Annotated in this window: 7 protein-coding genes; 4 read left to right on the top strand and 3 right to left on the bottom strand. The window is 74.1% G+C overall.

Going from position 1 to position 5,617, the window contains the following annotated elements:
• Positions 1–200: 200 nt before the first annotated feature.
• Together HW445_RS16785 and HW445_RS16780 are read right to left on the bottom strand one after the other, a co-directional pair.
• Complete coding sequence (locus HW445_RS16785; RefSeq protein WP_218957065.1) at positions 201–743, bottom strand: SRPBCC family protein; 543 nt, start codon at positions 741–743, stop codon at positions 201–203.
• Between the two features lie 109 nt (positions 744–852).
• Positions 853–1,779 carry a ketopantoate reductase family protein gene (locus HW445_RS16780; RefSeq protein ID WP_180221828.1) on the bottom strand — a complete coding sequence of 309 codons (927 nt, stop codon included), beginning with the start codon at positions 1,777–1,779 and terminating at the stop codon, positions 853–855.
• Between the two features lie 182 nt (positions 1,780–1,961).
• Here HW445_RS16780 and HW445_RS16775 point away from each other — a divergent pair, with 182 nt between their 5' ends.
• The 4 genes from HW445_RS16775 to HW445_RS16760 all read left to right on the top strand — a co-directional run bounded on the left by HW445_RS16775 (position 1,962) and on the right by HW445_RS16760 (position 4,969).
• Positions 1,962–2,909 (top strand): ABC transporter ATP-binding protein, encoded by a 948-nt coding sequence (locus tag HW445_RS16775; protein ID WP_180221827.1) that lies wholly within the window; start codon positions 1,962–1,964, stop codon positions 2,907–2,909.
• Entirely contained in the window at positions 2,906–3,652 is a 747-nt protein-coding gene (locus HW445_RS16770; protein WP_180221826.1) for an ABC transporter permease, read from the top strand. The genes HW445_RS16775 and HW445_RS16770 overlap by 4 nt, the downstream gene beginning before the upstream one ends.
• 71 nt (positions 3,653–3,723) lie before the next feature.
• Positions 3,724–4,263 (top strand): TIGR00730 family Rossman fold protein, encoded by a 540-nt coding sequence (locus tag HW445_RS16765; RefSeq protein WP_180221825.1) that lies wholly within the window; start codon positions 3,724–3,726, stop codon positions 4,261–4,263.
• Between the two features lie 7 nt (positions 4,264–4,270).
• Complete coding sequence (locus tag HW445_RS16760) at positions 4,271–4,969, top strand: SDR family oxidoreductase (protein ID WP_180221824.1); 699 nt, start codon at positions 4,271–4,273, stop codon at positions 4,967–4,969.
• A gap of 101 nt (positions 4,970–5,070) precedes the next feature.
• Here HW445_RS16760 and HW445_RS16755 read toward each other — a convergent pair.
• The coding region (locus tag HW445_RS16755) for a hypothetical protein (RefSeq protein ID WP_306673330.1) at positions 5,071–5,617 on the bottom strand (547 nt) is incomplete at its 5' end.

The raw sequence follows: 5,617 nt of genomic DNA, 5'->3' as shown, positions 1-5,617 counted from the left end.
CGGCGGGGTCCTGCCGGACACCCTGCGGGCGGCGGTGTCGCCCCTCGCGTCGGAGGTCACCGTCGAGGACCTGACGGGCGATCCCGACCTGTGGGGGCGCCGGGTCGACGACGTCCGCTACGCGCTGGTCGCGCGGATGCGGTGACCGGGGCCGGGCGGCGTGGCGGGCAGGACCGTCCGCGTCCTGCCCGCCGCACCGCTCAACCCGCCTTTTCCGCGGCCTCCTTGACCGCCTTCAGCGTCGCGTCCATGCCCTCGCCCATCTCGCGGAGGCGGTACGCGATCACCGCCTCCTCCTTCTCCGGCATCCTGGCGATCACCGCGGTGAGCCCGGAGGGGCCCGGGCCGATCACCGTCGACTGGTGGAGCAGGGTGCCGCCGTCGGCGGGCGTCAGACGGAACGACCAGGTGGCCATGCGCCGTTCCAGCGCCTCGGCCGGCTCCCCGAAGCGTCCGTCGACGTCCAGGACGGCCCAGGTGAGCAGCCGCTCGGGCTCGAACTCCGTGATGTGGGCCAGCGTGCGGCCCTTGCCGGCCACCGGGTGTTCGTTGTGGCCGACGTACCGCGCGCCGAGGGCCGGTCCGGTGGCGCCGTCGAGCCACTCGGTGCGCATCAGCTCCGGGCTGCCCTTGGCCAGTTCCTCGACGTCGCAGACCGCCGCCCACACCCGGGCGGGCTCCGCCGCGACGAACACCTCGCGCTCCGTGGAAGGCCGGTCGGAGTAGCGCACGTCGTCCCCCATTCCCGGGGCAGGTCGTCCGCCGGCCCCGCAGGGCGATGCTAGACCCGCCAACGACGCCCGGAAGATGTGCAGTTGACCACACGCGCCGGGTGCCCGGCGGCGGTCCGGGTCAGGCCCGGGTGCCGTACCGCCGGGCGACCTCGTCCACCAGCCGTGCCGTGACCGGCGCGGCGACGCCCTCGCGCCCGGCGGCCCGCAGGACGGCGCCGCCGATGGCGTCCAGCTCCAGCGCCCGGCCCGCCTCGGCGTCCCGCCGCATCGAGGACAGCATCCCGGGCGGACAGGCGTCGTACATCGCGAGGCTCTTCGCCGGGTCCAGCGGCGCCCCGCAGGCGGCGGACACCGCGGTGATCTCCTCGGTCAGCGCGACCAGATCCGCCCGGTGCGCGGTGCGCACCCCTTCCGCGTCGGTCATGTGCCGGGTGGTGAGCAGCGCGAACGGAGCGAGGAAGGCCAGCTTCGACCAGAGCGCCAAGGCCTCCGAGGGGGCGATCCGCGCCCGCACCCCCGCGGCCGACAACAGCTCCACCACCGGTTCGAGCACCGGCTCCGGCAGCCCGGCCAGGTCGATCTCGCAGAACGGGCTGCCGTGCTCCACGACACCCGGCGCGACCCGGGTCGCCTCGACCCGGATCACCCCCGCGGCCACCCGGTCCGCACCGTGGCGGTCCCGCAGCAGGCCGACGTGCTCCACGCCGTTCAGCAGCGGCACCACCACCGTGTCGGGTCCCACCGTGCCCTCCGGCAGCCGCTCCAGCGCGGCCTCCAGCGACGTCTGCTTGACGGCGACGAGACACAGGCCGACCGGCGCACGCAGCTCGGTGTCCGCCTCCACCGCGGCGGTGAAGTCGCCGAACGCCGCGCTGCGGACGGTGACCCCCCGCTCCCGCAGCACCGACGCGGTCTCCTCGCGGGCCAGGCAGACCACCCGGTGCCCCGCCCGGGACAGCAGGCCGGCGAGCAGCCCGCCGACGCCGCCGGGGCCGAGCACCGCGACGGTGGAGGGGGCGGGGGACGCCGAGGCGGGGGACGGCATGGCGGAGTTCCTTCCGGCGGACGTACGGGGCCCTCTCCCGGGTCCCGCCGAGATCATCGGCCCTCCCCGACCCAGGGGCAAGACCAGGGATCGGTCGTCGAGGCCAAGGGGGAACTTGGGGGAGGGTGGCCGGTTCCGATATCCCCGGGCGGCGTGCGGTGATCACCCCTAGAGTGCGGGCCATGACAACTACGCGGGGGCACACGCCGGTTGTGGCGTTTCGGGGTGCCGTCAAGGAGTACGGCGCGGTGCGGGCCGTGGACGGTCTCGACCTGGAGTTCGCCGCCGGGGAGCGGGTCGCCCTGCTGGGCCGCAACGGCGCCGGGAAATCCACCTCCATCGCCCTGATGCTGGGCCTGGAGGAACCGACCGCGGGAACCGTCGAGCTGTTCGGCGGGCCGCCGCGCGAGAGGGTGGAGAGCGGGCGCGTCGGGGCGATGCTGCAGGACTTCAAGCCCGTCTCCCGGCTCACCGTGCGGGAGTTGATCGGCTTCGTCGCCTCCGCCTACCCCGCGCCGCTGCCGGTGGCGGACGTGCTGGATCTCGCCGGAATCTCCCACCTCGCCAAGCGCCGGGTGGAGAAGCTCTCCGGCGGTCAGACCCAGCGGGTCTGCTTCGCCGTCGCGCTGGCCGGCGACCCGGACCTGCTGGTCCTCGACGAGCCCACCGCCGCGCTGGACGTGCAGGCGCGGCAGGAGTTCTGGACGGCGATGCGCGCCCTCACCGACCGCGGCAAGACGGTGCTGTTCTCCACCCACTACCTGGAGGAGGCCGACCGCAACGCCGACCGGATCGTGGTGATCGACCACGGGCGGCTGATCGCCGACGGCGGCAGCGCGGAGATCAAGCGGGCCGTGGGGAGCGGCCGCGTCTCCTTCGACGCGGTGGACGGCGCGCTCCCCGAGGGCGTGGACACCCTGCCCGGGGTGGTGGGCGCCGAGACCGCCGACGGCCGGGTCCGGCTGCGCACCACGGACCCCGACGCGACCACCGTCGCCCTGGTCGGGCTGCTCCTCCCGCGCAACCTGGAGGTCACCCAGGCCGGTCTCGAGGAGGCCTTCCTCACCCTGACGTCCGAGCCCGCGGCCTCCGGCACCCCGGCCGTGGCAGAGAAGGGAGCCGCCCGATGAGCGCCGGCACCGCGACCGTCCTCCGTTACGTCGGCGTCGAACTGCGGCGCACCTTCCGCGACGTGGGCTTCGTGATCTTCGGCATCGGCACGCCCGTGCTGATGTACAGCATCTTCACCTCGGTGGGCGACCAGGGCGGGACGGCCGGCGGGTGGGCGGTCCTCGCCATGGTCGGCATGGCCTCCTACGGCGCGCTGGGCGCCGCCCTGACCGCCGGGTCGGCGGTCGCCGAGGACAAGGCCAACGGCTGGCTGAGACAGCTGCGCGTCACCCCGCTCACCCCCGCGCAGGTGGTCGCCGGACGGACCCTGACCGGCTCCCTGATGGTGCTCCCCGCGGTCGTCGTCGTGCTGCTCACCGCCCGGCTGCTCAACGGCGTCGACATGGCCGCGTGGCAGTGGCTCGCGCTGACCGGGCTGCTGTGGGTCGGGTCGCTGCCCTTCACCATGCTCGGGATCGCCAACGGGTACCTGCTGTCGCAGCAGACGGCCAACGTCACCAACGTCACCTGCAACCTGGCCTTCGCCGTGATCGGCGGCCTGTGGTTCCCGGTTTCGGAGTTCCCCTCCGGACTGGCCGCCGTCGCCGAGTGGACCCCCGGTTACCTCTTCGCCCGGCTCGGACACGACACCGTCGACGGTCACGCCCCGGGTCTCGTCACGGTGGCCGTGCTGGCCGGCTGGCTGCTCGTCTTCGGCGCCTACGCAGCCCACGGATACCGCAGGGCGGGCCGGCGGGCCTGACCGCCCGGAGCCCGGGGCCGCGGCCGGACGTCCCGGCGGCGGCCCGCGGGCGACCGAGTACGGTGAGCGGTATGAACATCTGCGTCTTCCTCTCCGCCGCCGACCTCGACGAGAAGTACACCCGGCCCGCCCGGGAGTTCGCCGAGCTCATCGGCCGGGGCGGGCACATCCTCGTGTGGGGCGGGTCCGACTCCGGGCTGATGAAGGTGGTCGCGGACGGCGTGGAGGAGTCCGGCGGTGGCCTGTACGGCGTCTCGGTGGACTTCCTGGCGGCGAAGGCGCGGCCGGGCCTGGACACCATGGTCGTCGCCAAGGACCTGGCCGAGCGCAAGCGGCTGATGCTGGAGCGCGCCGACGCCGTGGTGATCATGGTGGGCGGCACCGGCACGCTGGACGAGGCCACCGAGATCATGGAACTCAAGAAGCACGGGCACACCGAGATGCCGATCGTGCTGCTCAACACCGCCGGGTTCTACGACGGGCTGCACCAGCAGTTCCTGCGGATGGAGGCCGAGGGCTTCCTGTTCCGCCCGCTCACCGAGATGCTCTTCTTCGCCGAGGAGCCGCTGGGCGCCATGGCGTACCTGGAGGAAAGCCTCGGCCACGTCTGATGCGACGATGAGGCGCATGGCAACCCATGTGATCACCGGCGCCGGCTCCGGCATCGGCGCCGCCGTCGCCCGCAGGCTCCTGGACCGCGGTGACGAGCTCGTCCTGCACGCCCGTGACGCGGGCCGCGCCAAGGAACTCGCGGCCCGCTTCCCCGGGGCGCGGACCCTCGTCGGCGACCTGAACGACCCGGACAAGCTGTCCTGGGCGTTCTCCCACCAGACCCTGCCTGAGCGGATCGACTCGCTGCTGCACATCGCCGGCGTCGTCGACCTCGGCCCGGTGGGCGACCTCACCCCCAAGGCGTGGCGTCACCAGCTGAACGTCAACCTGATCGCGCCCGCCGAGCTGACCCGGCACTTCCTGCCGCAGCTGCGGGTCGCCAAGGGGCACGTCGTCTTCGTCAACTCCGGTGCCGGGCTCAGTGCCTCGCCGAACTGGGCGGCGTACGCGGCCTCCAAGCACGGTCTGAAGGCGCTGGCCGACGCGCTGCGGCAGGAGGAGCACGGCAACGGGGTCCGTGTCACCTCCGTGTACCCCGGGCGTACCGCCACGCCGATGCAGGCCAAGGTGCACCAGCAGGAGGGCAAGGAGTACGACGAGGCCCGGTGGATCGACCCCGAGTCGGTGGCCACCGCCCTCCTGACGGCCCTCGACCTCCCCCGCGACGCCGAGGTCAACGACCTCACCATCCGCCCCGGCCGCTGACCCCCGCCCCCGCGGGCGCATGCCCCGCAGCCCCGCGGGGGCCCGGCCGCCCCGGGGGCGATCCCGCTCGGACAGAGGCCGGCCTTGGCCCCCCCGAGGCGTCAGCGCGGAGCCGTCCCGGTGGCGGCCGGTTCCGGGTCCGGAAGCAGGTCGCACCAGGCGGGAGCACGTGTGCCGTCCGTCCCCCGCAGCGTCACCGCCGCGCTGCCCGTGGCGCTCACCGCGTAGGCCACCGTGCAGACGAGCTGCCGTTCGGCGCGTTCGTGGAGCCCGTCAAGGGGCACCGCCAGGCCGAGTTCCACCCTGCCGCCGGACACCGTGACGTCCACCCGGGTCCCCGGGCCGGGCAGCGACGGCTCGTTGGCCATCCCCGCGCGCCTCTCCGGCGGCGTCGGCCCGCTCAGCAGCGCGGCGACCGTCTTCTCGGCGGAGGGCGGGACGGGCTCCACGGCGCTGTCCGGCACCTGCCGTCCGTCCTCGAATCCGCCGCCGCCGACGGTCCGGGGCGACGGCAGCAACCGGCCGTCGGGGGTGAGGAAGAACAGGAGCATGCTGATCTGACGGGCGGGGAGCACGTCGATCGTCGCGCCGCCTCCCGCCCCGATGACGTCCGTCTCCTGGATGCCGCACGCGGGGAGCGGGAGCAGC

Source organism: Streptomyces sp. UH6 (genome assembly GCF_013421635.1).
GTDB classification, from domain to species: Bacteria; Actinomycetota; Actinomycetes; order Streptomycetales; family Streptomycetaceae; genus Streptomyces; species Streptomyces abyssomicinicus.
Note: the sequence above shows the minus strand (reverse complement) of the source record. Positions and strands in the feature narration are given on the sequence as shown.